General features: G+C 57.4%; 25 protein-coding genes and 1 other RNA gene. 8 read left to right on the top strand and 18 right to left on the bottom strand.

The window, feature by feature from the left end:
* Window positions 1–42: 42 nt before the first annotated feature.
* From recJ to xerD, 3 genes are read right to left on the bottom strand one after another with little or no spacing between them, the layout of a single operon-like run.
* On the bottom strand, window positions 43–1,776 hold the full coding sequence (gene recJ, locus IAE48_RS16100; protein WP_200134954.1) for a single-stranded-DNA-specific exonuclease RecJ: 1,734 nt from the start codon (window positions 1,774–1,776) through the stop codon (window positions 43–45).
* Between the two features lie 5 nt (window positions 1,777–1,781).
* Window positions 1,782–2,492, bottom strand: a complete 711-nt coding sequence (gene dsbC, locus IAE48_RS16095; protein WP_200134953.1) for a bifunctional protein-disulfide isomerase/oxidoreductase DsbC — start codon at window positions 2,490–2,492, stop codon at window positions 1,782–1,784.
* A 24-nt stretch (window positions 2,493–2,516) separates the two neighbouring features.
* Window positions 2,517–3,413, bottom strand: coding sequence for a site-specific tyrosine recombinase XerD (xerD, locus tag IAE48_RS16090; RefSeq protein ID WP_023480693.1), 897 nt, complete (start codon window positions 3,411–3,413; stop codon window positions 2,517–2,519).
* A gap of 99 nt (window positions 3,414–3,512) precedes the next feature.
* On the opposite strand from xerD, the gene fldB reads away from it, so the two are divergent.
* Window positions 3,513–4,034: a flavodoxin FldB gene (gene fldB, locus IAE48_RS16085; RefSeq protein ID WP_094422004.1), complete on the top strand. Its 522-nt coding sequence runs from the start codon at window positions 3,513–3,515 to the stop codon at window positions 4,032–4,034.
* A gap of 17 nt (window positions 4,035–4,051) precedes the next feature.
* Here the strand turns inward: fldB and IAE48_RS16080 are convergent, their stop codons facing one another.
* Together IAE48_RS16080 and sdhE are read right to left on the bottom strand one after the other, a co-directional pair.
* A complete protein-coding gene (locus tag IAE48_RS16080; RefSeq protein WP_042718300.1) occupies window positions 4,052–4,468 on the bottom strand; it encodes a protein YgfX in 417 nt (138 codons plus the stop codon).
* On the bottom strand, window positions 4,449–4,715 hold the full coding sequence (sdhE, locus tag IAE48_RS16075) for an FAD assembly factor SdhE (RefSeq protein ID WP_023480982.1): 267 nt from the start codon (window positions 4,713–4,715) through the stop codon (window positions 4,449–4,451). Before sdhE ends, IAE48_RS16080 begins: the two co-directional genes overlap by 20 nt.
* A gap of 246 nt (window positions 4,716–4,961) precedes the next feature.
* Here sdhE and ygfZ point away from each other — a divergent pair, with 246 nt between their 5' ends.
* Window positions 4,962–5,942, top strand: coding sequence for a tRNA-modifying protein YgfZ (ygfZ, locus tag IAE48_RS16070; RefSeq protein ID WP_200134952.1), 981 nt, complete (start codon window positions 4,962–4,964; stop codon window positions 5,940–5,942).
* Between the two features lie 50 nt (window positions 5,943–5,992).
* Here ygfZ and IAE48_RS16065 read toward each other — a convergent pair whose 3' ends face one another.
* Window positions 5,993–6,652 carry a hemolysin III family protein gene (locus IAE48_RS16065; protein WP_200134951.1) on the bottom strand — a complete coding sequence of 220 codons (660 nt, stop codon included), beginning with the start codon at window positions 6,650–6,652 and terminating at the stop codon, window positions 5,993–5,995.
* A gap of 227 nt (window positions 6,653–6,879) precedes the next feature.
* Here IAE48_RS16065 and IAE48_RS16060 point away from each other — a divergent pair, with 227 nt between their 5' ends.
* Window positions 6,880–7,608, top strand: a complete 729-nt coding sequence (locus IAE48_RS16060) for a MurR/RpiR family transcriptional regulator (protein ID WP_200134990.1) — start codon at window positions 6,880–6,882, stop codon at window positions 7,606–7,608.
* Window positions 7,609–7,724: 116 nt separating this feature from the next.
* Complete coding sequence (locus tag IAE48_RS16055; RefSeq protein WP_042718305.1) at window positions 7,725–9,158, top strand: 6-phospho-beta-glucosidase; 1,434 nt, start codon at window positions 7,725–7,727, stop codon at window positions 9,156–9,158.
* 110 nt (window positions 9,159–9,268) lie between these two features.
* On the opposite strand, the gene IAE48_RS16050 is transcribed toward IAE48_RS16055, so the two are convergent.
* The 8 genes from IAE48_RS16050 to IAE48_RS16015 form a co-directional block, all read right to left on the bottom strand.
* Window positions 9,269–10,012, bottom strand: a complete 744-nt coding sequence (locus IAE48_RS16050; RefSeq protein ID WP_200134989.1) for an SDR family oxidoreductase — start codon at window positions 10,010–10,012, stop codon at window positions 9,269–9,271.
* Window positions 10,013–10,071: 59 nt separating this feature from the next.
* On the bottom strand, window positions 10,072–12,945 hold the full coding sequence (gene gcvP, locus IAE48_RS16045) for an aminomethyl-transferring glycine dehydrogenase (RefSeq protein ID WP_200134950.1): 2,874 nt from the start codon (window positions 12,943–12,945) through the stop codon (window positions 10,072–10,074).
* Window positions 12,946–13,076: 131 nt separating this feature from the next.
* On the bottom strand, window positions 13,077–13,466 hold the full coding sequence (gcvH, locus tag IAE48_RS16040) for a glycine cleavage system protein GcvH (RefSeq protein WP_023481002.1): 390 nt from the start codon (window positions 13,464–13,466) through the stop codon (window positions 13,077–13,079).
* Between the two features lie 24 nt (window positions 13,467–13,490).
* The gene (gene gcvT / locus IAE48_RS16035) at window positions 13,491–14,585 is read right to left on the bottom strand and encodes a glycine cleavage system aminomethyltransferase GcvT (RefSeq protein WP_200134949.1); all 1,095 of its coding nucleotides are present in this window, start codon (window positions 14,583–14,585) and stop codon (window positions 13,491–13,493) included.
* A gap of 423 nt (window positions 14,586–15,008) precedes the next feature.
* Window positions 15,009–16,211: an FAD-dependent 2-octaprenylphenol hydroxylase gene (gene ubiI / locus IAE48_RS16030; RefSeq protein WP_128482141.1), complete on the bottom strand. Its 1,203-nt coding sequence runs from the start codon at window positions 16,209–16,211 to the stop codon at window positions 15,009–15,011.
* A gap of 10 nt (window positions 16,212–16,221) precedes the next feature.
* The gene (gene ubiH / locus IAE48_RS16025; protein ID WP_200134948.1) at window positions 16,222–17,400 is read right to left on the bottom strand and encodes a 2-octaprenyl-6-methoxyphenyl hydroxylase; all 1,179 of its coding nucleotides are present in this window, start codon (window positions 17,398–17,400) and stop codon (window positions 16,222–16,224) included.
* Window positions 17,397–18,710 carry a Xaa-Pro aminopeptidase gene (gene pepP, locus IAE48_RS16020; RefSeq protein ID WP_200134947.1) on the bottom strand — a complete coding sequence of 438 codons (1,314 nt, stop codon included), beginning with the start codon at window positions 18,708–18,710 and terminating at the stop codon, window positions 17,397–17,399. Before pepP ends, ubiH begins: the two co-directional genes overlap by 4 nt.
* A 26-nt stretch (window positions 18,711–18,736) precedes the next feature.
* Complete coding sequence (locus tag IAE48_RS16015; protein ID WP_023480800.1) at window positions 18,737–19,315, bottom strand: YecA family protein; 579 nt, start codon at window positions 19,313–19,315, stop codon at window positions 18,737–18,739.
* Between the two features lie 227 nt (window positions 19,316–19,542).
* On the opposite strand from IAE48_RS16015, the gene zapA reads away from it, so the two are divergent.
* The 3 genes from zapA (at window position 19,543) to IAE48_RS16000 (ending at window position 20,715) form a co-directional block, all read left to right on the top strand.
* Window positions 19,543–19,872: a cell division protein ZapA gene (gene zapA / locus IAE48_RS16010; RefSeq protein ID WP_023480874.1), complete on the top strand. Its 330-nt coding sequence runs from the start codon at window positions 19,543–19,545 to the stop codon at window positions 19,870–19,872.
* A 41-nt stretch (window positions 19,873–19,913) separates the two neighbouring features.
* Window positions 19,914–20,097, top strand: a non-coding RNA gene (gene ssrS / locus IAE48_RS16005) — 6S RNA.
* 21 nt (window positions 20,098–20,118) lie between these two features.
* Window positions 20,119–20,715: a 5-formyltetrahydrofolate cyclo-ligase gene (locus IAE48_RS16000; RefSeq protein WP_200134946.1), complete on the top strand. Its 597-nt coding sequence runs from the start codon at window positions 20,119–20,121 to the stop codon at window positions 20,713–20,715.
* A 41-nt stretch (window positions 20,716–20,756) separates the two neighbouring features.
* Here IAE48_RS16000 and serA read toward each other — a convergent pair whose 3' ends face one another.
* Together serA and rpiA are read right to left on the bottom strand one after the other, a co-directional pair.
* Complete coding sequence (gene serA / locus IAE48_RS15995; RefSeq protein ID WP_023480742.1) at window positions 20,757–21,989, bottom strand: phosphoglycerate dehydrogenase; 1,233 nt, start codon at window positions 21,987–21,989, stop codon at window positions 20,757–20,759.
* 265 nt (window positions 21,990–22,254) lie between these two features.
* Entirely contained in the window at window positions 22,255–22,914 is a 660-nt protein-coding gene (rpiA, locus tag IAE48_RS15990) for a ribose-5-phosphate isomerase RpiA (RefSeq protein ID WP_023480899.1), read from the bottom strand.
* Window positions 22,915–23,076: 162 nt separating this feature from the next.
* On the opposite strand from rpiA, the gene argP reads away from it, so the two are divergent.
* Complete coding sequence (gene argP / locus IAE48_RS15985) at window positions 23,077–23,970, top strand: DNA-binding transcriptional regulator ArgP (RefSeq protein WP_023480875.1); 894 nt, start codon at window positions 23,077–23,079, stop codon at window positions 23,968–23,970.
* A gap of 39 nt (window positions 23,971–24,009) precedes the next feature.
* Here the strand turns inward: argP and IAE48_RS15980 are convergent, their stop codons facing one another.
* A complete protein-coding gene (locus IAE48_RS15980) occupies window positions 24,010–24,762 on the bottom strand; it encodes an oxidative stress defense protein (RefSeq protein ID WP_200134945.1) in 753 nt (250 codons plus the stop codon).
* Window positions 24,763–24,855: 93 nt separating this feature from the next.
* Window positions 24,856–25,491, bottom strand: coding sequence for an arginine exporter ArgO (argO, locus tag IAE48_RS15975; RefSeq protein WP_200134944.1), 636 nt, complete (start codon window positions 25,489–25,491; stop codon window positions 24,856–24,858).
* Window positions 25,492–25,628: the final 137 nt, after the last annotated feature.

The raw sequence follows: 25,628 nt of genomic DNA, 5'->3' as shown, positions 1-25,628 counted from the left end.
ATTCTACCGGATCTATGCCCTTATTTGTAGCGAATAGTGGCGCTAAAGTGGCCAGAGGTTTTCGATGATCAGCTGCACGCTACGGTTGCCGCGAAACTCGTTAACATCGAGTTTATAAGCGATTTTCACCTGCCGTACGCCGTTGTCCGGCCAGATGGCGGTATCGACGTTAAAGGCGATCCCGTCGAGCAGCGGACCGCCGCCAACCGGCTCCAGCATCACTTTTAAATGACGCTCGCCCACCAGCCGCTGCTGCAACAGGCGAAACTCGCCGTCGAACATCGGTTCCGGGAACATCTGCCCCCACGGGCCCGCCTCGCGCAGCATCTCTGCCACTTCAAGCGTCATCTCCTGGGCGGTCAGCGGCCCGTCGGAGAGAATTTCGCCCTGCAACAGCGCCGGGTCTAGCCACTCGGTGACCAGATCGCCAAAGCGCTGCTGGAAAGCGTCAAAATTGGCCTCTTCAAGCGTTAATCCTGCCGCCATCGCGTGGCCGCCGAACTTCAGCATCATGCCGGGGTAGAGCGTGTCGAGCCGCTCCAGCGCATCGCGCATATGCAGCCCCTGAATGGAGCGCCCGGAGCCTTTCAGCACGCCTTCACCGGCGGGCGCAAAGGCAATTACCGGGCGATGAAAGCGCTCTTTAATGCGCGACGCCAGAATGCCGACCACGCCCTGATGCCACTCGGGGTGGTACATCGCCAGCCCGCCGGGCAGCGTCTCACTACTGCGCTCAAGCTGCTCGCACAGGGTCAGCGCTTCCGCCTGCATGCCCTGTTCAATCTCTTTGCGCGTCTGGTTAAGCGCGTCGAGATCGCTTGCCAGCTGGCGCGCTTCACCGAGGTTGTCGCACAACAGCAGCGCTACGCCGACGGACATATCATCCAGACGCCCGGCGGCATTGAGGCGCGGGCCGAGCGCGAAGCCGAGATCGCTTGCCGCCAGCTTGTGCGCCTCGCGGTTGGCAATCTCAAGCAGCGCTTTAATACCCGGTCGACAGCGGCCGGCACGAATACGGCTCAGCCCCTGCCAGGTCAAAATACGGTTATTGGCATCCAGCGGCACGACGTCCGCCACCGTGCCCAGCGCCACCAAATCGAGCAGCTCAGCAAGGTTTGGCATCGCGATGCCGCGCGCCTCAAACCAGCCGTTGTCGCGCAGGAAGGCGCGCAGCGCCAGCATCAGATAGAAGGCAACGCCAACGCCTGCCAAAGATTTCGACGGGAAGTCGCAGTCGCGCAGGTTGGGGTTAACAATCGCCTCGGCCTCGGGCAGCGTGTCGCCGGGCAGGTGGTGATCGGTAACGACAACCGGAATACCTAATTCATGCGCACGGGCAACACCCGCATGGGAGGAGATGCCGTTATCCACGGTCAGGATCAGCTGCGCGCCGCGGGCGTGGGCCTGATCGACCACTTCCGGGCTGAGGCCGTAGCCATCATCAAAGCGGTTAGGCACCAGGTAGCTGACGTTGTCGCAGCCCAACGAGCGCAGCGCCAGCACGCTCAGCGCGGTGCTGGTTGCGCCGTCGGCGTCAAAATCCCCGACCACGATAATGCGCAGCCCTTCGCGCATGGCGTTGTAGAGGTGCGTAACCGCATCATCGATGCCGGTCAGCTGCTGCCAGGGAAGCATCCCTTTTACGCTGCGTTCCAGATCGCGGTCGCTCTTCACGCCGCGGCTGGCATATAAGCGACGCAGCAGCGGCGGGAGCGAATCCGCCAGCACTGCCGCGTCATCCACCTCACGGCGGCGAAGTTGTATCTCAGCTTTCACGGGAATTACTTACCGCCCGTCGCTTTCTGGTGCTGGTCGAGGAAGGCTTTCATCTCGGCGGGTGCCTGGTAGCCCGGCACAACGTAGCCATCGTTCAGCACAATGGCTGGCGTACCGTTTACGCCAAACTGCACGCCCAGCGCGTAGTGGTTAGCGATGCTGATATCGCAGCTGGCAGGCTTAACGCCTTTGCCTGCCATTGCATCATCAAAGGCTTTCTTCGGATCTTTCGCGCACCAAATCGCCTTCATCTCTTTTTCCACCTCGCTCGGCACGCCCTGGCGCGGGAAGGCGAGGTAACGCACGGTAATACCCAGCGCGTTGTAGTCGGCCATTTCGCTGTGCAGCTTCTGGCAATAGCCGCAGGTGATGTCGGTAAAGACGGTGATGACGTGCTTCTCTTGCGGCGCTTTGTAGACAATCATCTCTTTTTCCAGCGCGTTAAGATGCGGCAGCAGCATTTTGGTAGTGACGTTGACCGGCTGCGCGCCGCTGACGTCATACATCGGCCCCTGAATGATATGTTTGCCATCTTCGGTGACATAGAGCACGCCGCTGTTAGTCATCACGGCTTTCATTCCGGCAACGGGAGCGGGCATGATGTCGGAACTCTGCACACCCAGCTTCGCCAGCGACTGCTTTATCGCCGCATCATCGGCATGGGCCGCGCCGGTGAACGCAGCCAGCAGGGTGAACATGATTAAACCTTTTTTCATAACAGATCCTTAGATTGTCAGCACTCACGCCCGCGGGTGGTGCTGTTGATGAAGCTTGCGCAGCCGCTCGGTGGCGACATGCGTATAAATTTGCGTTGTCGAGAGATCCTGATGCCCCAGCAGCATCTGCACCACGCGCAGATCCGCGCCGTGGTTGAGCAGATGCGTGGCAAAAGCATGGCGCAGGACGTGGGGCGAGAGCTTTTCGCTGTCGATCCCCGCCAGCACCGCATAGTGCTTGATGCGATGCCAGAAGGTCTGGCGCGTCATCTGCTGGCCGCGCTGGCTCGGGAACAGCACATCGATCGAAGCACCGTTAAGCAGCCACGGACGCCCATATTCAAGATAGTGCTCAACCCAGTAGATCGCCTCTTCGCCCAGCGGCACCAGGCGCTCTTTGTTGCCTTTACCGATAACCCGCAGCACGCCCTGGCGAAGGCTGATATCGCTCATCGTCAGCCCCACCAGCTCCGTCACGCGAAGACCGGTCGCATACAACACCTCAAGCATGGCTTTATCGCGTAACTCCAGCGGTTGGTCAACCACCGGCGCCTGTAACAACCGCCCAACCTGCGTTTCGCTTAAGTCTTTCGGCAGGCGCTGCGGCAGCTTAGGGGAGGCCAGTTGGGCGCTCGGGTCATCCTGGCGCAGCTTTTCGCGATAGAGATACTGGAAAAAACGCCGCACGGCGCTCAGCAGACGCGCCGAACTCGTGGCTTTATAGCCCCCTTCGACGCGTTCGGCGAGCAGAGCCTGCAGCTCGTCGCTCTGCGCGCGCTCCAGGCTGCTGCCCCGATGATGAAGCCACTCCACGACGCCCTTCAGATCGCGACGATAGGCGCTGAGGGTGTTTTCCGCCAGGTTGTTCTCCAGCCAGAGCGCATCAAGAAATTGTTCGATACGTGCGAGATCTTCTTCCATCCGCCCTCTCCTTCTCTCAATCGCTGCATTATGCCTGATTGAGACCTGATTCTGGTACACTGCGTGCAAAGACACATCAAGAACCGAGATGTTTACGTTATGAATATTGGTCTGTTTTATGGTTCCAGCACCTGCTACACGGAAATGGCAGCGGAGAAGATTCGCGACATTATCGGGCCGGAACTGGTCACGCTACACAATCTGAAAGACGATGCTCCCGCCCTGATGGAGCAGTACGATGCGCTGATCCTCGGCATTCCGACCTGGGATTTTGGCGAACTGCAGGAAGACTGGGAGGCCGTCTGGGAGACGCTCGACACGCTCAACCTTGATGGCAAAATTGTGGCGCTCTACGGTATGGGCGACCAGCTCGGCTACGGCGAATGGTTCCTCGACGCGCTGGGCATGCTGCATGACAAGCTGGCACCGAAAGGCGTTAGCTTCGTCGGCTACTGGCCAACCGAAGGCTACGAGTTTACCAGCAACAAACCGGTTATTGCCGACGGGCAGCTGTTTGTCGGCCTGGCGCTGGATGAGACCAACCAGTATGACCTGAGCGACGCGCGCCTCGAAGCCTGGTGCGAGCAGATCCTGACGGAGATGGCAGAGCGCTTCGCCTGATCCCTGCGACGTTGCCTTTAGTGCAGCCCCTGCGCCGGTTTTTGTAAAATCATCCGGCGCAGATCGCGCCACTCCTGCGCATCCATACTGTCTGATGCCAGCCAGAGATGCTGCCGACGCCCATCCTCCTCGCGACGCAAACGCAGAATCATCCCGCTACGCAGCATCCAGGGCGTACCAACAATATCCCACTCTTCGCCCTGCCAGCGCAGGCGGGAATCCATCAGCAGCTTAATCTCGCCATGACAGGCGTTGATGCGCCGTTGGCTCCGTACGGAGTCAAACACCACCAGCGAAAGCAGCAGCAGCCATACCGGCGTGTAGCTCAGCGGCCAGGGCATCAGCAAGATGAGTGCGGCTACGAATCCATGGAGCAGTAAGGAGAGCCACTGTGCGCGCCAGGAGACGCGTAACTCAGATTGCCACAGGACCACGATCCCGATTCCGTGTCTGGATTAACTGCACCATTCTTTGCAACTCCGCATCTTGTGGCTTGCCATGGTTCATAAGCCAGTTAAATAAATCGGGATCGTCATTTTCCAGCAGGCGGACAAAGAGACGTTTGTCATCATCGCTTAGCGAATCGTACTCATGTTCGAAAAAAGGCATGATGGAAATATCGAGCTCGCGCATTCCGCGACGGCACGCCCAGTGAATACGGGCCTTGTTAGTAATATCCATGTGTATCTCCCTGTTCGGCATGATGGGCACATTGTAACGTGTTTTTAATATATCTTTTGCGGAATATTTCACTGCACGGGCTGGCTTCCAGAATAATTCGCCTTCTCTGCAACGATTTCATTCCGCTGCGTAATATCTCGCAATGCCATCACAATGGCACAAATCGCATGCTTTATCGCTTGCAATGGACACCGGCTCTTTTACCATTAACACCCAACACAGCGTTAAGCTAATCAGGACATTAATATGGCTTTTACTCCTTTTCCTCCGCGCCAGCCGACCGCTTCTTCACGTCTGCCGCTGACGCTTATGACGCTCGATGACTGGGCGCTGGCAACCATTACTGGGGCCGATAGCGAGAAGTATCTGCAGGGCCAGGTGACGGCAGATGTCTCGACACTGGCGGCCAATCAGCATCTGCTGGCGGCGCACTGTGATTCTAAAGGCAAAATGTGGAGCAATATGCGGTTGTTCCACGATAAAGAGGGGTTCGCGTGGCTGTTGCGTCGTAGCGTGCGTGAAACCCAGCTGCGCGAACTGAAAAAATATGCCGTCTTCTCCAAAGTGACTATCGCTGCGGACGACGAGCGCGTTCTGCTTGGTGTGGCCGGTTTCCAGGCGCGGGCCGCGCTGGCGAATCTCTTCTCCACCCTGCCGGAGAGCGAAAATCAGGTCGTGCAGGAGGGTGAAACCACGCTGCTGTGGTTTGCTCATCCCGCTGAACGCTTCCTGTTAGTGACCGATGCCGCCACGGCCGAAATGGTCACCGAGAAGCTGCGCGGCGAAGCCCAGCTCAATAACAGCCAGCAGTGGCTGGCACTGAATATCGAAGCGGGTCTGCCGGTCATTGATGAAGCGAATGTCGCGCAGTTTATTCCGCAGGCGACCAACCTGCAGGCGCTGGGCGGCATCAGCTTTAAGAAAGGGTGCTATACCGGCCAGGAGATGGTAGCGCGAGCAAAATTCCGCGGGGCCAATAAACGCGCGCTGTGGTACCTGGCAGGAACCGCCAGCCGCGTTCCGGAAGCGGGAGAAGATCTCGAACGTAAGATGGGCGACAACTGGCGTCGTACCGGCACCGTGCTGGCTGCCGCACAGCTGGATGATGGCCGCGTGATTGTTCAGGTGGTGATGAATAATGACATGGAGCCGGACAGCGTGTTCCGCGTGCGCGAGGATGCTAATACGTTGAGCATAGAGCCGCTGCCCTACTCGCTCGAAGAGTAAGCGGTTCTGAGCCGGGCAAGGCATCTGCCCGCCCGGCCACCACGCAGGGTTTAAATCTGGCCGACATAAAGATAGATGGCGAGGAAGTGGCAGACGCTGCCGCCAAGGACAAAGCCGTGCCAGATGGCATGGTTATAGGGAATGCGTTTACAGACGTAAAAAATGACGCCAAGCGAGTAGATCAGGCCGCCCACGGCAAGCAGCGTGACGCCGCCCGGTGAAAGACGCGTGGCAAGCTGGTAAATCACCACCAGCGAGAGCCAACCCATCGCCAGGTAGGTGACCAGTGACAGCACCTTAAAGCGGTGCGCGATCGTCAGCTTAAACAGTATGCCCAGCAGTGCGAGGCTCCAGATTACAACCATCAGCCCGCGTGCCAGCGGTGAATCCAGGCCGACCAGCAGGAACGGCGTGTAGGTACCCGCAATCAGCAGATAGATGGCGCAGTGGTCAAATTTCTTCAGCCATATTTTGGCGCGGGGATGCGGAATGGCGTGATAGAGCGTCGACGCCAGAAACAGCAGGATCATGCTGCCGCCGTAAAGCGCGTAACTGGTGATGGCAAGGGTATTGGCATGAGTGTCTACTGCCTGTCCCAGCAGCAGCACCAGCCCGACAATACCGAACACCAGCCCGATACCGTGGCTGATGCTATTGGCAATCTCCTCTGCCAGTGTATATCCCTGTGCGATTAATGGTTTTTTGACCATAGGTAACTCCAGGAGAACTCAAAAAACGTTGCGCTACTAGAGTAACTGAGAATAATTCCAGTGCACACCTGTACGCTAAAATATTTCGCCTATCAATACCCCACTGCATGAGGTTCGGCTAAAAGTCGGGGCACGCGCGCCGCAGTTGTGGCAGCATGAGGCACATTTGCAGGCAGGCCCGCTAAGGGCTGGCTACATTATCAGCAGCAAAGGACACCGCCGTGACGATGTTTACCCACTCCGCCATCGCCAGCCTCAACACCCTGGAGATGATGGTCTACAACTTTGTGGTCAAAAACCGCGACAAAGTGATGTACATGACGATCCGTGAACTGGCCGATGCGGCGGGCGTCTCGACCACCACGGTGCTGCGCTTTTGCCGCAAGCTTAACTGCGAGGGGTATTCGGAATTTCGCGTGCGCTTTAAATTGTATCTGGAGCAGAACGAGCCGCCGCAGGCTAATTTCGGTGCCAGCGAAGTGATCAGCTTTTTTAAAAGCGTGAATAACGACGAATTCGATAAATTACTCGATAACACCGTCGACATCATATTATCCTCCGAGCGTATTATCTTCGTCGGAGCGGGCACTTCAGGGGCGCTGGCGAAATATGGTGCACGATTTTTCTCAAATATTGGCAAATTCAGTAACCATATTGACGATCCCTATTTCCCGGTAACCAACGATATGGCGAAAAACGCACTGGCAATTGTGCTCTCTGTGTCCGGCGAAACTGAGGAGATCCTGCGTTTTGCCAGCCAGTTCAGCCTGCATCACTGCAAAGTTCTCTCAATTACCAGCCATGAACATTCACGTCTGGCGAAACTCGCGGATTACAATATCTCCTGGCACGTGCCGCAAATGCGTATTTCCGGCGGGTACGATATTACGACACAAATTCCGGTAGTTTATATTCTCGAGTCGCTGGGACGTAAACTGGCGAAGAAAATAGCATAAAAAAACAGGGTGTTTTTTCGGTGTAACAAATTACCGCAGCGGCAATTTGTTATATCGTGACATTCATTTCCCCTTTGCTAGACTCGTTGGCAGCCAATATGACGAGAAGAGCAACGATGAAAAAATTGACCTTACCGAAAGATTTCTTGTGGGGCGGCGCCGTTGCCGCGCATCAGGTAGAAGGCGGCTGGAATAAAGGCGGCAAAGGCCCGAGCATCTGCGACGTGCTGACCGGCGGCGCACACGGCGTCCCGCGTGAAATCACGTCGCAAGTGGAAGCGGGAAAATACTACCCGAACCATGAGGCCGTTGATTTTCATGGTCATTACAAAGAGGACATCAAACTCTTTGCCGAGATGGGCTTCAAATGTTTCCGAACCTCAATTGCCTGGACCCGCATCTTCCCGCAGGGCGATGAGTTGCAGCCCAATGAAGAGGGGCTTAAGTTCTACGACGATGTGTTCGATGAGCTGCTGAAGTACAACATCGAGCCGGTCATTACCCTCTCTCACTTTGAGATGCCGCTGCACCTGGTGCAGGAGTACGGCGGCTGGACCAACCGTAAAGTGGTTGATTTCTTTGTGCGTTTCGCCGAAGTGGTGTTTGAGCGCTACAAGAACAAGGTCAAATACTGGATGACCTTCAACGAGATCAACAACCAGCGCAACTGGCGCGCGCCGCTGTTCGGCTACTGCTGCTCCGGCGTGGTCTATACCGACCACGAAAACCCGGAAGAGACGATGTACCAGGTGCTGCATCACCAGTTTGTCGCCAGCGCGATGGCGGTGAAGATTGGTCACCGCATTAACCCGTCGATGCAGATTGGCTGCATGCTGGCGATGGTGCCGCTCTATCCCTTCTCCTGTAAGCCTGAAGATGTGATGTATGCGCAGGAATCAATGCGCGAGCGTTATGTCTTTACCGATGTTCAGCTGCGCGGTTACTACCCCTCCTACGTACTTAACGAGTGGGAGCGTCGCGGCTTTAACATCAAAATGGAAGCCGGTGATGAAGCGATCCTGCGCGAAGGGTGCTGCGACTACCTGGGCTTCAGCTACTACATGACCAATGCGGTAAAAGCCGAAGGCGGCTCGGGTGATGCGCTCTCCGGTTTCCAGGGCAGCGTGCCGAACCCGCATGTGAAAGCCTCCGACTGGGGCTGGCAGATTGACCCGGTTGGCCTGCGCTACGCTCTTTGCGAGCTCTATGAGCGCTACCAGAAACCGCTGTTTATCGTTGAAAACGGCTTTGGCGCGTACGACAAAGTCGAAGAGGATGGCAGCATTAACGATGATTACCGCATCGATTATCTGCGCGCGCATGTGAAAGAGATGGTCGAAGCCGTCACCTATGATGGCGTGGATCTGATGGGTTACACCCCGTGGGGCTGCATTGACTGCGTCTCCTTCACCACCGGACAGTACAGCAAACGTTACGGCTTTATCTACGTGAACAAGCACGACGACGGCACCGGCGATATGTCACGCTCACGCAAGAAGAGCTTTAACTGGTACAAGGAAGTGATCGCCAGCAACGGCGAGAACGTGTGATCGATTGAGGCGTTGCCGGATGGCGGCTACGCCTTATCCGGCCTACAAGAGCGTTGAGCTGCATTCGATTTGTAGGCCTGATAAGCGAAGCGCCATCAGGCATAAAAACGCTACTTTCCCCCGGCCAGATCGATAAAGCTTCCTGTCACATAGGAGGCTTTATCGCTTAACAGCCAGGCAATCGCCTGCGCCACCTCTTCCGGCTGCCCGCCGCGCTGCATCGGAATGGCGCTGCTGACGCGATCGACGCGTCCCGGCTCGCCGCCGCTGGCATGCATCTCCGTATAGATAAACCCCGGACGCACGCCGTTTACGCGGATGCCGCTTGCCGCGACCTCCAGCGACAGACCGGTGGTTAACGTATCCACCGCACCTTTTGACGCCGCATAATCAACATACTCTCCCGGTGAGCCAAGCCTTGCCGCGGCTGACGAAATATTCACAATCGCGCCGCCCTGCCCACCATGCTGCGTCGACATGCGCTTTACCGCTTCGCGACAGCAGAGGAAATAGCCCGTCACATTCGTCGCCAGCACTTGGTTAATGCGCGCCGCACTCAGCGCTTCAACCCGGCTCTGCTGAAACAGAATACCGGCGTTATTGACCAGCGCGGTCAGCGGTAGCCCCTCTTCGTCAATACGCGCAAACATTGCTTCAACCTGACTTTCATCGCTGATATCCGCCTGCACCGCAAACGCCTTGCCGCCCCGGGCCAGGATCTCTGCCACCACCTCATCGGCGGCGTCGCGCTGACGATGATAATTCACTGCCACAGTGTAGCCCTCTTGTGCCAGTAACCGCGCAGTTGCGCGACCAATTCCACGGCTTGCGCCGCTCACTAAGGCAATTGCCATCATCTTCTCCCAAATAGAAAGGGCGCCGAAGCGCCCTTAAAGATAGTGTGATCAAGCGATTATTGATATTCGCTCATCGGCACGCAGGAACAGAAAAGATTACGGTCGCCATAAACATCATCCAGACGTTTCACAGTCGGCCAGTATTTATTGACTGCGCCCGCCGGGAAGACCGCCAGCTCGCGGCTGTAAGCATGGTTCCACTCGCTCACCAGTTCATGCTGGGTGTGCGGCGCATTGACCAGCGGGTTATCCTCCAGCGCCCATTCGCCCTGTTTCACGCGCTCGATCTCAGCACGGATCGCCAGCATCGCGTCGATAAAGCGATCCAGTTCGACTTTGCTTTCAGACTCTGTCGGTTCAACCATCAGCGTACCGGCAACCGGGAAGGACATGGTCGGCGCATGGAATCCGAAGTCAATCAGGCGCTTGGCGATATCCAGCTCGCTGATGCCGGTCTCCTCTTTCAGCGGGCGAATATCGAGAATGCACTCATGCGCCACACGTCCATCACGGCCGGTGTAGAGCACCGGGAAGGCCTCTTTCAGGCGGCTGGCGATATAGTTGGCGTTGAGGATCGCCACCTGGCTCGCCTTTTTCAGACCTTCGGCGCCCATCATGCGGATATACATCCAACTGATCGGCAGGATCGACGCACTGCCAAACGGTGCGGCGGAAACCGCGCCCTGACGCGTCAGCATGCCTTCAATTTGCACCACGCTGTGGCCCGGAACAAACGGTGCCAGATGCGCTTTGACGCCAATCGGCCCCATGCCCGGGCCGCCGCCGCCGTGCGGGATACAGAAGGTTTTATGCAGGTTGAGGTGCGACACATCCGCGCCGATAAAGCCCGGCGAGGTGATGCCGACCTGCGCGTTCATGTTCGCGCCATCGAGATAAACCTGGCCGCCAAATTGATGCACCACTTCGCACACTTCGCGGATCGTCTCTTCATAGACGCCGTGCGTTGACGGGTAGGTGACCATAATGCAGGAGAGGTTTTCACCCGCCTGCTCGGCTTTCGCGCGCAGATCGGCCAGATCGATGTTGCCATTCTTATCGCAGGCTACAACCACCACCTGCATGCCCGCCATCTGCGCCGAAGCAGGGTTGGTGCCGTGAGCTGAGCTTGGGATCAGGCAGATATCGCGATGCCCTTCATTGCGGCTTTCGTGGTAGTGGCGGATCGCCAGCAGACCGGCGTATTCACCCTGTGCGCCGGAGTTCGGCTGCATACAGAGCGCATCGTAACCGGTCAGTTTCACCAGCCAGTCGGAGAGCTGCGCGATCATCTGGTGATAACCTTCCGCCTGCTCCGGCGGGCAGAACGGGTGCAGTTCCGCAAATTCCGGCCAGGTGATGGGGATCATCTCCGCTGCGGCGTTAAGCTTCATGGTGCAGGAGCCGAGCGGAATCATCGCCTGGTTGAGCGCCAGATCTTTGCGCTCAAGCGAATGCATATAGCGCATCATCTCGGTTTCGCTGTGGTAGCGATTGAACACCGGGTGGCTAAGGATCGCATCGTCGCGCACCATCTCAGCCGGCAGAGAGCGGCTGTCGAGGGCCACCTCTTTATCCAGCGCGTCGATCTCAAGGCCATGTGCGTCGCCGAGCAGAACGCTGAACAGCGCCAGCACATCGTCGCGGGTGGTGGTTTCATCCAGCGTAATGCCTACGGCGTTAAGAATGTCACTGCGCAGGTTGATCTCATGGGTTTCGGCACGCGCCAGCACCGCAGCTTTATCCGCCACTTCAACGCAGAGCGTGTCGAAGTAGTGCGCGTGGCGCAGTTTCAGGCCGCCGCGCTGCAGGCCAGCAGCGAGAATATCGGTCAGGCGATGGATACGCCCGGCAATACGTTTCAGCCCCTGCGGACCGTGGAACACCGCATAGAGGCTGGCGATATTGGCCAGCAGCACCTGCGAAGTACAAATATTGGAGTTAGCTTTCTCACGGCGAATATGTTGCTCGCGGGTCTGCATCGCCATGCGCAACGCCGTGTTACCGGCCGCGTCTTTGGAGACGCCGATAATGCGCCCCGGCATCGAGCGTTTGAATTCATCTTTCGCGGCAAAGAAGGCGGCATGCGGGCCACCGTAGCCCATCGGCACGCCGAAGCGCTGCGCGGAGCCGAAAACAATGTCGGCGCCCTGTTTGCCCGGCGCGGTCAGGTGCACCAGCGCCATCAGATCGGCGGCAACGCTGACCACGATTTTGCGCGATTTTAACTCGGCAATCAGCGCGCTGTAGTTGTGCACTTCGCCGGTGGTGCCCACCTGTTGAAGCAGCACGCCAAAGAGATCCTGGTGATCGAGGGCTTTCTCTGCCTCATCGACAATCACCTCAAAGCCGAAGGTTTCCGCACGGGTGCGCACCACATCCAGCGTTTGCGGGTGGATATCAGCCGCGACGAAGAAGCGGTTCGCGCCTTTCAGTTTGCTGACGCGTTTTGCCATCGCCATCGCTTCAGCGGCGGCGGTTGCTTCATCCAGTAGCGAAGCGGAGGCGATATCGAGGCCGGTCAGATCGAGCGTGACCTGCTGGAAATTGAGCAGGGATTCAAGACGCCCCTGCGACACTTCCGGCTGATAAGGAGTGTAAGCGGTGTACCAGCCCGGGTTCTCCAGCATATTACGCAGGATCACCGGCGGCAGCTGCACGGCGGTGTAACCCATGCCAATGTAAGACTTAAAGCGCTTGTTACGGCGGGCCAGGGTTTTCAGTTCAGCGAGCGCGGCATATTCGGTGGTGGACTCCCCCACCTGCGGCGGTTCGGCGAGCTGAATATCTTTCGGCACGATCTGCCCGATCAGCGCGTCGAGCGATTCTGCGCCAACGCTGTTCAGCATCTCCTGCTGTTGCGTGGTGTCCGGGCCAATATGCCTGCCGATAAACGCGGCGTGATGTTCAAGCTGGCTTAAAGTCTGAGTCATGAGCGAGGATTCCTGAAACGTGCGGTAATAGATAAAACGAAGATCTGGCTTGCCGGAAAGCGTGACGCTTCACCGGCCTGTTGATGGACGTAAAGGTTGGCCGGAGACGCGTCGCGCCATCCGGCACACCATTATTCGTCTTCTAACAGGGCGCTGTAGCCGGTTGCGTCTAACAGCGCTTCGACTTCTGCCTCATCGTTGGCCTTGATTTTGAAGATCCAGCCTTCACCATACGGCGCGCTGTTCACCAGCTCCGGCGAGTCATTCAGGCTGTCGTTGACCGCAACGATTTCACCGCCAATCGGTGCATAAATATCGGATGCCGCTTTTACCGACTCCGCCACGGCGCAGTCATCGCCAGCGCTAACGGTGGTGCCGACGTCCGGCAGGTCAACAAACACCATATCGCCCAGCAGCTCTTGCGCATGCTCGGTGATACCAACGGTGTAGCTGCCGTCCGCTTCTTTACGCAGCCACTCGTGTTCTTTGCTGTATTTCAGATCGCCTGGTACATTGCTCATTGTTTTCTCTCCAGAAAAATAACGTTACGCGACCGCTTTGCCGGCGCGCACAAAAACAGGTTTGGTGACTTTGACCGGCATTTCGCGGTTGCGGATCTGCACTACGGCGGTCTCACCGATCCCTGCCGGAACGCGGGCCAGCGCAATGCTGTAGCCAAGCGTCGGCGAGAAGGTGCCGCTGGTGATCACCCCTTTCTGCACATTGCCCTGCGCATCGGTGAAGTGCACCGGCAGTTCATTACGCAGTACGCCTTTTTCGGTCATCACCAGGCCAACCAGCTGTTCGGTGCCTTTTTCGCGCTGCTGCTCAAGGGCATCACGTCCGATAAAGTCGCGATCCTGCGGCTCCCAGGCGATGGTCCAGCCCATGTTGGCCGCCAGCGGCGAGACGCCTTCATCCATCTCCTGCCCGTAAAGGTTCATGCCCGCTTCCAGGCGCAGCGTATCGCGCGCGCCGAGCCCGCAGGGTTTTACGCCCGCATTCAGCAAGCCTTGCCAGAAGTCGGCGGCTTTTTCATTCGGCAGGGCAATTTCATACCCGGCTTCACCGGTGTAACCGGTAGTGGCAATAAAGAGGTCGTCCGCTTCCACGCCGAAGAAGGGTTTCATGCCAGAGACCGCTTCGCGCTGCGCGTCGGTAAATAGGCTGGCGGCTTTCTCCTGCGCATGCGGGCCCTGCACCGCGATCAGCGAGAGGTCGTCGCGCACGGTGATGTCGATGCTATAAGGTTCGGCGTGTTGGGAAATCCAGGAGAGGTCTTTTTCGCGGGTGGCGGAGTTAACAACGAGGCGGAAGAAATCTTCGGTGAAGTAGTAGACGATCAAATCATCAATCACGCCGCCCGAGGCATTAAGCATACCGCTGTAGAGCGCTTTGCCGGGCTTGGTTAACTTCGCTACATCGTTTGCCAGCAAATAGCGCAGAAATTCGCGGGTCCGGCTGCCTTTCAGGTCAACGATGGTCATGTGAGAGACATCAAACATGCCAGCATCGGTGCGCACCGCGTGGTGCTCATCAAGCTGCGAGCCGTAATGCAGGGGCATCATCCAGCCGTGGAAGTCGACCATGCGGGCGCCGCATTGAGTATGTTGTTCAAATAAAGGGGTCTGCTGAGCCATCTTTTCCTCATCGAATACGCTGAGCTATCACGTTTTTCGCAACGCCTTTCCGGCGGCAAAAAAGCGTGTCGATGCCCTGTTACAGGCGGTGACGCAAACGTTCTCTTTGGCCTGAACTTATCACCGAAAGGTGCGCTTAACCATAAGGAAAAACCGGTCATCACATTAGCTTATGACCAAAATGCCCTGAGATAACCGCAGTGGAATATAGCGAAAAATCCCTGCAACAGGCGGATAAGAGGTCACTTCTGCGCGCTTATTGGACTGGTAATTAGCATTTACTGCCAGTTAAAAGCAAAAAAGCGCGTGAGCCAAAATTAACGACATGAGAAAAACTAATCTGAGAATGGGGGTGAAATTAGAATATTTCAAATGAGAGGGGAGCTTCCCTTCCCGGGGCCGGGAAGGGAAAGTGTGACGCAGTTAACGTAACCACTCCGGCAGATCGTTAAGCCCTAAAGCCTGACGCAATAACTGCGGTTTAACACCGGGGAGGGTATCAGCCAGTTTCAGGCCGATATCACGCAGCAGCTTTTTCGCCGGATGCGCACCGGCAAACAGTTCGCGAAAACCCTGCATGCTCGCCAGCATCATCGCGGCGCTATGTTTACGGCTGCGCTCGTAGCGGCGCAGGTAGAGATGCTGACCGATATCTTTGCCGTCGCGGCTTAAGCGCCGCAGCTCAGCAATCAGTTCTGCGACATCCATAAAGCCGAGGTTAACGCCCTGGCCTGCTAAAGGATGGATGGTGTGCGCCGCATCGCCCACCAGCGCTAACCGATGCCCGGCAAACTGCCGCGCGTAACGTCCGGTTAACGGGTAAGTCTGGCGTTCGCTCTCCAGCTCGCACAGACCGAGGCGGTTATCGAAGGCCACGGTCAGCGCCTGGTTGAACGCCTCAGCGCTGCTCTCCTGCATCGCCTTCGCCTGCTCTGGCGGAAGCGACCAGACGATCGAGCATAAATGCGGATCGTTCAGCGGCAGAAACGCGAGGATGCCATCATTATGGAAAACCTGGCGCGCGACAGCCTGGTGCGGCTCGGCGGTGCGGATCGTCGCCACCAGCGCGTGGTGGTGATAATCCCAGTAGGTGAGCGGAATATCCGCGCGGTTGCGCAGCCACGAGTTAGCGCCGTCAGCACCCACCACCAGACGCGCCGTCAACATGGTGCCCTCTTTCAGGGTCAGGAACGCTTCGTTCTCTCCCCAGGCGACCTGCTGCAACTCTGCTGGCGCAATCAGCGTGACATCTTTGCACTGCTGCGCCTGCTCCCACAGCGCATGGTGAATGCGCGTGTTCTCAATGATGTAGCCCAGGTGGCTGTAACCCATGCTCAGATCGTCAAAGGAGATGCGCCCGAAGCTGTCTTTCTCCCACACTTCCATGCCGTGATAGCAGCCGACCGGCCCGGCAACGATGTTTGACCAGACGCCGAGGTGCGTCAGCAATTTTTCACTGGCGGCGTTAATCGCCGAGACGCGTAGCGCCGGAGGGGCATCCGCAGCCTGCGGCTCGGGAACCGTTTGTTCCAGCACCGCCACGCGCAGCCCGCTCCCTTGCAGGCCGCAGGCTAATGCCAGACCCACCATGCCGCCGCCGACAATCGCAACATCAACACTCTGCACTCTTAGCTCCTTAACGGGCGACCCAACCGAGGGTTCGTTGCGCCAGCGCATCACGCGCCGGGGTAAATAGTTCCATCGCCATCAACCCGAGGTTGCGCCCAACGACCAGCGGCGCCCAGCGGTTGGCGAAGAGATGCACCAGCCCATCCGTCACGCCGATGGTGGCAGCTTTATCTGCCTGCCGACGCTGGTTGTAACGCAGTAACAGCGGATAGCTTCCCACATCACTCTGTTCGATAAAGGCGTGAGAAAGGGTTTCCGCCAGCGTCATCACATCGCGCATGCCAAGGTTGAAGCCCTGCCCGGCAATCGGATGCAGCGTCTGCGCGGCATTCCCCACCAGCACGGCGCGATGGGAGACGGATGAGCTGGCAGTGGAGAGCGCCAGCGGGTAGACGCTGCGCTTCCCGGCATGCAGGATGCGACCAAGACGCCAGCCGAAGGCTTTTTGCAGCTCATCGCAAAACTGTTCGTCTGACCAGCTCGCCACCTGCTGCTGTTTTTCACGCGGGTGACACCACACCAGCGAAGAGCGCCCCTGCGACATCGGCAGCATCGCCAGCGGACCATGTTCAGTAAAGCGCTCAAAGGCGCGCCCCTGATGGGCAACAGAGGTGGTGACATTGGCAATCACCGCCGCCTGGTCATAAGGCGACTGCTGCCAGTCGATATTGAGCTGTCCGGCAATCGATGAGCGCGAGCCGTCTGCCGCCACCAGCAGTTCGCCGGTGAGCTGCTTGCCGCTTTGCAGCGTCACCGTCACCTGCTCTTCACTGCGGGTAAAGCGATCGACGCGATCCGGGCAGTGAAGGGTAACGCCCGGCGCGTTTTGCAGCCGCTTAAAGAGCCGCTGCCCGACATCGTGCAGCTCAACCACATGGCCTAACGCATCAAGCCGGTACTCTTCCGCCGTCAGCGTGACGAAACCGGCATGGCCGCGATCGCTGACGTGTACGGTTGAGATGGGCGTTGCGCAGGAGGCAAGCGCCTGCCAGACGCCGATATGCGCCAGCTGCTGGCAGGTGCCCGCCGCCAGCGCGATCGCACGCGCGTCAAAACCGGGGTGATCCTGCGCGCCGGGCGCGTTGGCTTCCACCAGATGAACGGCAAGCTTGCCCTGTGTCAGATGTGAAATCGCCAGCGCAAGGGTTGCGCCAGCCATGCCGCCGCCAACGATGATCACGCTCATGCGCGCGCCTTCGCCATCAGCGCTTCAATCTCATCGGCTTTTTTGACTACGCTGGCGGTCAGGTTCTCGTTGCCGTTGTCGGTGATGACAATGTCATCTTCGATGCGAATGCCGATGCCGCGATACTTCTCCGGCACATCGGCATCCGGCGCGATGTAGAGCCCCGGTTCAACGGTGAGCACCATGCCGGGCGCCAGCTCGCGGGAGCGATCCTGGCCGTAAACGCCGACATCATGCACATCCAGCCCCAGCCAGTGGCTTAAGCCATGCATAAAGAAGGCGCGGTGAGCGCTTTGTGCAACCAGCTCTTCAACGTCGCCCTGCAAAATGCCGAGCTTCACCAGCCCGCTCACCATAATGCGCACCACTTCTCCGGTCACTTCCTGAATTGAGGTGCCGGGGCGGAACAGTTCAAGCGCGCGTTCCAGCGAGGCGAGCACAATGTCGTAAATCTCACGCTGCGCCGGAGTAAATTTGCCGCTGACCGGGAAGGTGCGGGTGATATCGCCAGCATAGCCTTTGTATTCGCAGCCCGCGTCAATCAGCACCAGATCGCCCGCGCGCATTTCGCTTTCGTTCTCGGTGTAGTGCAGGATGCAGCCGTTTTCGCCCGCGCCCACAATGGTGTTGTAGGAGGGAAAGCGCGCGCCGTGGCGGTTGAACTCATGCTGAATTTCGCCTTCAAGCTGATACTCAAACATGCCCGGGCGGCACACCTGCATCGCGCGGGTATGGGCCAGCGCGGAAATTTCGCCCGCGCGGCGCAGCACTTCAATCTCTTCAGCGGATTTAAACAGGCGCATCTCATGCACGATGGGCCGCCAGTCGGTCAGCGTAGCGGGCGCTTTCAGATTCTGGCGCGAGCCTTTGCGCAGCTTGTCGAGCGCGGCAAAGAGGATGGTGTCCGCGTAAGCATATTCGCCCTGCGCGTGATAGACCGCATCAAGGCCATTGAGCAACTGATAGAGATGCTCATCAATCTCCGGGAACGCCAGCGCGCGATCGACGCCGAGCTTCTCAGGCGCGGCTTCCTGGCCGAGGCGGCGACCAAACCAGATTTCAGCGGTTTTGTCGCGCACGCGGTTGAAGAGCACGCTGTGGTTGTGGGTGTCATCGCTTTTGATCAGCACCAGCACCGCTTCCGGCTCGTTAAAACCGGTGAAATACCAGAAATCGCTGTTCTGGCGATAGGGGTATTCACTGTCTGCGCTGCGGGTCGCTTCCGGCGCGGCAAAGATCAACGCCGCGCTACCCGGAACCATCTGCGCCAGTAAAGCCTGGCGACGACGGAGAAACTCAAGCTGTGTCATGACACCTCCTCCATGTAAAAAACTAATTAGTGTAGTGTGGGCTTGCGCACTTCCGGTGCGGTCGGCTGCTGGCGCGTGAAGGTATCGTGGCAGAGCAGCGCCGCAACGCGGACATACTCGATAATCTCTTCCAGAGACATCTCCAGCTCTTCCTGATCTTCGTCTTCGTCGTAGCCCAGCTGCGCGATGTTGCGCAGGTCGTCGATCGCTTCGCCGGTTTCGCCGGTCACTTTGTCGAGCTTCGGCTGTGAGACGCCAAGCCCCAGCAGGAAGTGATTCACCCAGCCTGCCAGCGCATCGGCGCGGTCAAAGACGCTGACGTCGTCGCCTTCCGGCAGATAGAGCTGAAAGAGAAACCCATCATCTTCCAGCGAATCGCTGGTGGCGGCATGCATTGCACGCAGCGCCTGGGCCAACTCGTGACCGAAGGCCAGCCCTTCGTTGGTTAAATCATGCAGCAGCGGCTGCCATGAGGTGTCTTTGTTGCCGCCGCAGAGCATCCCCGCGATCAGCCCATGCATTTCAGCAGGATGCAATCCAACGCCTTGTTGGTTGAGTAACTGGCCTACTTCCTTGTAACCAGGTATTTCGTTCTGTATAGACATGCGCATTCGTCGTCGTTGGGGGAAATATTCATGGTATGCTACCACTTTGGACCCTGGTGATATACCCGTGATGGTTCACGTTACATGCCATTGCATGTACGCGGATTACTTAAGGTATAGACGTAAAATAGTTGAAAGTACTGACCAGGGTCGCTTATAGTGTCGCCCCTTCGCAGCCCAGGGCTCGAATGCGAAGGCAGAGCGCAGTCAAACAGCAGGAAGGTGGCATGTCTGCACAACCCGTCGATATCCAAATTTTTGGCCGTTCACTCCGCGTGAACTGCCCGCCTGAGCAGATAGATGCGCTGAATCAGGCTGCGGAAGATCTGAATCAGCGGTTGCAAGATCTGAAGGTTCGCACTAGAGTCACAAATACTGAGCAGTTGGTGTTTATCGCCGCGCTGAATATCAGCTACGAGCTTGCTCAGGAAAAGGCAAAAACCCGTGATTACGCCGCCAGCATGGAGCAGCGTATTAAGATGTTACAGCAGACCATTGAACAGGCTTTACTTGATCAGGGTCGCATAACGGAAAGACCGGGGCCGAAGTTTGAATAATACTTCAAGGTCAACTATGGTAGATTGACAGTGAGTTAAAAAATTCTCTGAGATGTTTGCAAGCGGGCCAGTCCCCTGAGCCGATATTTCATACCAACAGAGTGTGGCGATCCATGGTTGGTGAGCATGCTCGGTCCGTCCGAGAAGCCTTAAAATCATGACGACACATTCACCTTGAACCAAGGGTTCAAGGGTTACAGCCTGCGGCGGCATCTCGGAGATTCCCCTCTTCTACCAGTAACGACCATGACGCAACTGCCCGATTCACTTCCGTCACGACAAGCAATCCGCAAACAGATTCGTCAACGCCGACGAGAAATCACCAGCGCCCAGCAGCGCCGATTCGCTGAACAAGCCGCACTGCGCATGATGGCCTGGCCGCCTGTTGTGATGGCACATACCGTTGCCCTGTTTCTCTCCTTTGACGGCGAACTCGATACACAACCGCTGATTGAACAACTGTGGCGAAGCGGCAAACGCGTATATCTTCCCGTATTGCACCCTTTCAGTCCCGGCAATCTGCTCTTTTTGCACTACCATCCGCACAGCGAACTGGTGACCAATCGTCTGAAAATTCAGGAGCCGAAACTGGATGTGCGTGATGTGCTTCCACTAAGCCAGCTTGATGTGCTGATCACGCCGTTAGTCGCCTTTGATGAACAGGGGCAGCGCCTCGGCATGGGCGGCGGTTTCTACGACAGAACGCTGCAAAACTGGCGCGCGTATGGCGTACAGCCGGTCGGTTATGCCCATGATTGCCAGCGCGTAGAGAAGTTGCCGGTGGAGGAGTGGGATATTCCGCTGCCTGCGGTGATCACGCCGTCAACGGTGTGGGAATGGTAGGTTGTTCCCCTCCCGGACGGGAGAGGAACAGCTAACGCAACTTAGAACAGCAGACGGGAACGAATGGTGCCCGGAATCGCTTTCATGCTCTGTAGCGCGGTCTGCGCAACCTCTTCTTCCGCTTCGATATCAACCACCACATAGCCCATATGCGGTGTAGTTTGCAGATACTGCGCCGCAATGTTGATGTTCTGGCTGGCGAAAATCTGGTTAAGTGCCGTCAGCACGCCAGGGCGGTTTTCATGGATATGCAGCAGACGACGACCGCCGTGCAGCGGCAGGGAGACTTCCGGGAAGTTTACCGCCGAGAGTGTTGAGCCGTTATCGGAGTACTTAATCAGCTTACCGGCAACTTCCAGGCCGATGTTCTCCTGCGCTTCCTGCGTTGAACCGCCGATGTGCGGCGTCAGAATAACGTTATCAAACTCGCAGAGCGGCGAGTCGAACGGATCGCTGTTGGTCGCCGGTTCGGTCGGGAAGACGTCAATCGCTGCGCCCGCCAGATGCTTACGCTTCAGGGCATCGCACAGCGCCGGGATATCAACCACCGTGCCGCGCGCGGCGTTGATCAGCAGTGCGCCCGGCTTCATCAGCGCCAGCTCCTCTTCGCCAATCATATTCTTCGTTGAAGCGTTTTCCGGCACGTGCAGGCTGACCACGTCGCTCATGTTCAGCAGATCGGAGAGATGCTGCACCTGCGTGGCGTTGCCGAGCGGCAGTTTGTTCTCAATATCGTAGAAGAAGACGTGCATCCCCAGTGATTCAGCGAGAATACCGAGCTGGGTACCAATGTGGCCGTAACCAATGATGCCGAGCTTTTTGCCGCGCGCTTCATAGGAGCCGACCGCCAGCTTGTTCCAGATACCGCGGTGCGCTTTGGCGTTCGCTTCCGGAATGCCGCGCATCAGCAGCAACAGTTCGCCGATCACTAACTCCGCCACGGAACGGGTGTTGGAGAAGGGGGCGTTAAAGACCGGTACACCGCGTTTGGCTGCCGCTTCCAGGTTCACCTGGTTGGTGCCGATACAGAAACAGCCGATAGCGACCAGTTTTTCCGCTGCGGCGATGACATCTTCAGTCAGTTGAGTACGGGATCGCAGGCCAATGAAGTGGGCGTCGCGGATGGACTCTTTCAACTGCTCGCTGTCCAGTGCGCCCTTGTGGAATTCGATGTTGTTATAACCCGCCGCGCGGAGGCTTTCGACCGCTTTCTGGTGCACCCCTTCGACGAGCAGAAATTTAATCTTGTCTTTCTCCAGTGATACCTTTGCCATTTACCCGACCCTGTTTTATGTCTGACTGTGATGTTGTGCGGAGGAAAACCGCGTTAGCCAACATATCAAAAAAAACTATCGCGGCAATATGAACGTTTGCGTCACCGCTCTGAAGAAATGTCATCCAGCGGGAAATGGCAGAGAAAAATGCTGGAAAAGCAGAAGCTCGCGGCAGGGATGCGAGATGAAGGGGAAAAACGTGACAGATATCACCGAATTTAACGATGTCAGATTTTTACCGGGAGACCGCTGCCTCCCGGTCAGATCATTTCACGATGGTTTTGACGCCATCCGGGGTGCCGATCAGCGCCACGTCAGCCCCGCGATTCGCGAATAAGCCCACCGTGACCACACCGGGAATATTGTTGATGGTGTTCTCCATCGCGATGGGATCGAGAATTTCCAGACCATAGACATCAAGGATGACGTTGCCGTTATCCGTCACCACATTCTGACGATACTCCGGGCGGCCGCCCAGCTTGACCAGCGTGCGCGCGACCGCGCTGCGCGCCATCGGGATCACCTCAACCGGCAGCGGGAATTTGCCGAGGATCGGCACCTGCTTGGAGGCATCCGCGATACAGATAAACTTATCCGCCACTGACGCGATGATCTTCTCGCGGGTCAGCGCCGCGCCGCCGCCTTTGATCATCTGCATCTGGTCGTTGATCTCATCCGCGCCGTCGACGTAGATCCCCAGGCGATCGACCGCGTTAAGATCGAAAACGGTAATGCCTAAGCTTTTCAGCTTCTCGGTAGAAGCGTCCGAGCTGGAAACCGCGCCTTCAATCTGCCCTTTCATGGTACCCAGCGCGTCAATAAAGTGTGCCGCGGTGGAGCCGGTGCCTACGCCGACAATGGTGCCGGGTTCAACATAGTGAAGTGCTGCCCAGCCCACTGCTTTTTTGAGTTCATCCTGCGTCATGGTCGTTCGCCTGTGGTGTGAAATTTCAGGCGCATTATAAATAGGCTCTGCCGAAAAGTCCCTGTGACCTGTATCACAATACGCGACAACCATTTTCGTCTGCCACGACGGGAAATTTATGTCATAGTGCGAAAGACTATTTTTCAGGAGATTGCCCGAGCAATGAAACGTCCGGATTACAGAACACTACAGGCACTTGATGCAGTTATTCGTGAGCGTGGGTTTGAGCGTGCTGCGCAAAAGCTCTGTATTACTCAATCCGCCGTGTCACAGCGTATCAAGCAACTGGAGAACATGTTCGGGCAGCCATTGCTGGTGCGTACCGTACCGCCGCGCCCCACCGAGCAGGGGCAAAAACTGCTGGCGCTGTTGCGTCAGGTTGAGCTGCTGGAAGAGGAGTGGCTGGGTGATGAGCAAACCGGCTCTACGCCGCTGCTGCTGTCGCTGGCGGTCAACGCCGATAGCCTGGCAACCTGGCTGCTGCCCGCGCTGGCGCCGGTGCTGGTCGACTCCCCGATTCGCCTCAATTTGCAGGTGGAAGATGAAACCCGTACTCAGGAGCGTCTGCGTCGCGGTGAAGTGGTTGGCGCGGTGAGTATTCAGCCTCAGGCGCTGCCAAGCTGCCTGGTGGATAAACTGGGCGCCCTCGATTACCTGTTTGTTGGCTCAAAAGAGTTTGCCGAACGCTACTTCCCCAACGGCGTAACGCGTTCCGCGCTGCTGAAAGCGCCCGCGGTGGCGTTTGACCATCTCGACGATATGCATCAGGCCTTTTTGCAGCAATATTTCGATCTGCCGCCCGGCAGCGTCCCCTGCCATATCGTTAACTCATCGGAAGCCTTTGTGCAGCTGGCGCGCCAGGGAACCACCTGCTGCATGATCCCACATCTGCAAATCGAGAAAGAGCTGGCGAGCGGCGAGCTTATCGACCTGACGCCGGGCCTGCTGCAACGCCGTATGCTCTACTGGCACCGCTTTGCGCCGGAAAGCCGAATGATGCGCAACGTCACCGACGCGCTGCTGGCTTTCGGTCATCGGGTACTGCGACAGGATTAAGAGAGACCCTCTCCCCGAATGAGGAGAGGGACGCCAGCGTTACTTCGCGGCTGGCGTGGACTGCGGTTGCTGTTGCTGCGCCTGATTAGGCTCAATCTGGAAGACTACATCGACCTGATCGTCAAACTGGATGGTCGGCTGTTCGTAGGTCTCCTGCGCCGCAGACTCCGCTGGCGCATCGGCCTTCATCATGCGCACCATCGGGCTCGGCTGATAGTTAGAGACATGGTAACGAACGCTGTAGACCGGGCCAAGTTTGGCATTAAAGCCGGCAGCCAGCTGCTGCGCCTGGCGAGTCGCGTCATCAATCGCCGCTTTACGGGCTTTATCCTTGAAGGATTCCGATTGCGCAACACCCAGCGAGACGGAGCGGATTTCGTTCAGACCCGCTTTCAGCGCGCCATCAAGCAGTGAGTTAAGCTTGTCCAGCTCGCGCAACGTCACCTCCACGGTGCGCACAGCGCGATAGCCTTTCAGAATACTTTTGCCATTCTGGTAGTCGTAATCGGGCTGGGTGCGTAAGTTAGCTGAGTTGATATCTTTACGGGCGATGCCGTTTTGCTCCAGGAAGCTCAGGTATTGCGCAACGCGATCGTCCGCCTGCTTCTTGGCTGAGGCCGCATCTTTCGCGGCGACGTTCACTTCAATCGCCAGGGTGGCGATATCGGGGGTCGCATCCACGCTTGCCGTACCCGTTGTGACAATGTGCGGGCCATCCGGCAATTCACTGGCCTGTACCGCCATTGCGCTGAAACCCACCATCGCCGCCAGGGCTATCACTTTACGTTTCACAGGTACTCCTCCATGTTACTCAATTACGTCCCGTTGGACGGACGCCTGGCAGCAAGCTTAGCCACTTACGCCTGATTGTCCATCGGACTTACCTTAACTGAATAATCCTTGCAAATGGTTAACACCTTCCACCGCCAGTTTCAGCGCGATAAACCACATCACCAGGCCGACCAGAATATTGATAACCCGCTGCGCCGTGGCGGTGCGCAAACGCGGTGCGAGCCAGGCGGCCAGCAGCGCAAGGCTGAAGAACCAGAGAAAAGAGGCGCTGATGGTGCCGAGGGCAAACCAGCGCTTCGGCATCTCCGCTAATTGCCCGCCAAGACTGCCGAGCACCACAAAGGTATCGAGATAGACATGGGGATTGAGCCACGTAACGGCCAGCATGGTGGCGATGATCTGCCCACGCCCCTGGCGAAGCGCATCGGCATTTTCCAGATCGATATCAGGGGAAAAGGCGGTTTTCAGCGCGCCAAAGCCGTACCACAACAGAAAAAGTACTCCGCCCCAGGTCACCAGCGCCAGCAGCCACGGCGACTGCATCAGTAACGCACTGCCGCCGAATACCCCGGCGCTAATCAGCGCAACATCGCTCAGAGTGCAGAGCAGCGCCGTCATGAGGTGATACTGTCGGCGGATGCCCTGGTTCAGGACGAATGCGTTTTGCGGCCCCAGCGGCAAAATTAAAGCAGCGCCCAGCATAAGCCCTTGTAAATAATAAGATAACACGTCAAATGCCCATTCGATTTATTGCAGGAAACTGACTATAACGCGCGGGGATTATTAGGTGAAATTGATAATTTTAATCTGCCATTAACCAGGCTAATGGCGACAGCGATAAAAAAGGCCGACAGTGTCGGCCTTGT

This window comes from Kosakonia sp. S57 (assembly GCF_016516575.1).
GTDB classification, from domain to species: domain Bacteria; phylum Pseudomonadota; class Gammaproteobacteria; order Enterobacterales; family Enterobacteriaceae; genus Kosakonia; species Kosakonia cowanii.
Note: the sequence above shows the minus strand (reverse complement) of the source record. Positions and strands in the feature narration are given on the sequence as shown.